This is a genomic window from Fulvivirga aurantia (assembly GCF_009711475.1).
In the GTDB taxonomy this organism is placed as follows: Bacteria; Bacteroidota; Bacteroidia; order Cytophagales; family Cyclobacteriaceae; genus Fulvivirga; species Fulvivirga aurantia.
On sequence record NZ_SMMD01000320.1, the window covers coordinates 1 to 1,742 of the forward strand.

General features: G+C 39.3%; 1 protein-coding gene. It reads left to right on the forward strand.

What is annotated here, in order from left to right:
* Positions 1-105: 105 nt before the first annotated feature.
* Positions 106-1,742: TolB-like translocation protein (locus E1176_RS01455; protein ID WP_185152537.1), on the forward strand; the 1,637-nt coding region annotated here is incomplete at its 3' end.

Below are 1,742 nucleotides of genomic sequence, written 5' to 3' on the forward strand. Positions count from 1 at the left end.
TTTGGAAAAGTTTTTGTGTGAATGATTATATTTAGATAAACCTAAACTATTGAAATGCGCTTAAATCTGCTTTTATCCTCGTTAATTTTGGTTTTGGCACTGCAAATGAGTTATGCTCAAACGAAGCTTAAAACACTGCCTGCCAACATCAATCGTCCTTCCATCAATTTATACGCACCTTATATAAGTGGCGATGGAAAAACACTTATTTATTTGTCTGATTATACCGATGACGGTCACCATGCCATGAATTGGACTACAAAAAAAACAGTTTCTACCTGGAATGACGGGCAGTTGGTAAATCGCTTGATCAATCGGCCTACTTTGAATTTTAGAGGAGGTTATTGCTTAAGTTTTGATGGCGATGTCATGATGTTTTCTAGTCTTAAATCAGGGCTTGGCGGTTTTGATATCTGGAGTAGTAAGCGAAGAGGTAATGACTGGGAAGCCCCTAAAAACCTTGGCTTACCGGTAAACTCAAAATCAAATGAAGGGTCTCCTTCACTATCACCTGATGGCGAATATCTGTTTTTTATGCGGTGCGAAAAGATGAAAACCTACGGAGGAGCTTCAGATTGTAAGCTTTACTATAGCAAACAGAGTTATAGAGGCTGGTCAGAGCCAGTGGAGCTGCCTGCAAATATAAATACAGGCAACTCTCAAACCCCGCGCCTACTGGCAGATGGTGAAACCTTGATCTTTTCTTCTGATAAAATGGGAGGTAAAGGAGGTCTGGACTTATTTATGAGTAAACGTACGGGAGAAAATACCTGGTCAGACCCGGTTCCGTTTGAGTTTGCTAATACACCTGAAGACGATAATTTCGTGAGCATTCCGGCAAAAGGCAGATATATGTATCGCTCAATACAAGGCCCGAGAGATCATGAACTTGTGGAGGTACTGATACCTGAAGAGTTTCAGCCTAAAAGCGTTATGCGAATACAAGGAAAAATTACAGATGAAAACGGGGAGCCCTTGAATGCCGGCCTTACTATATTTAATATCGATAGTAGAGACCGACTATGGAACGAATCTGTAGGTAATAAAGGTGAGTTTGCCGTAGTGTTAAACGAAGGAGGCAGTTATGATTTGTCGGTAGACGGGGGAGAAGGATATATGTACTACTCCAAAGTCTATGATCTCAATGAGATAGGAGCACGGGATAAGCAGAAACTTACCATCAAATTAGAGCCATTAACTGCTAATAAAAGTTATATACTCCCAATCACTTTCAAGCCAGCCGGTGTGGAAACCGAAGATATTTCAATTTATGAATTAAGAAGACTAGGAGACTTTTTAAGAAAACAACCTAACCTGAAAGTTGAGATCGGTGTCTATCAAATGAATTATATGGAAGACAGTGTGAAAAGTGACTCAGACCTTACCGAAACCAGAATTGATACTATTTATTATGATGAGCCTTATGTAGAAAGAGTGTTATTAACTGATCAACAGGATTCATTATTTATTGAACTCAAGTCACAATCATTGGAGCAATACGATTTTATAATAGACTCTATGGTTTATTCATACAGTTTATCAGCAGACTCTTTGGCTATTAGAGAAGTACAATTACCATCGCAAGCCTCGCAACCTGCGGATAGTATTTCATCAGATTCATCGGAGTGGGTGATTTATCCGCCTCTGTCATATCTAGAGTCGAAAATATATAGATATGCTCTGACCAAGTATAAATTGGTGACTGTCTATCATAACGACAGAACTACAGCTCAGGCTAAAGA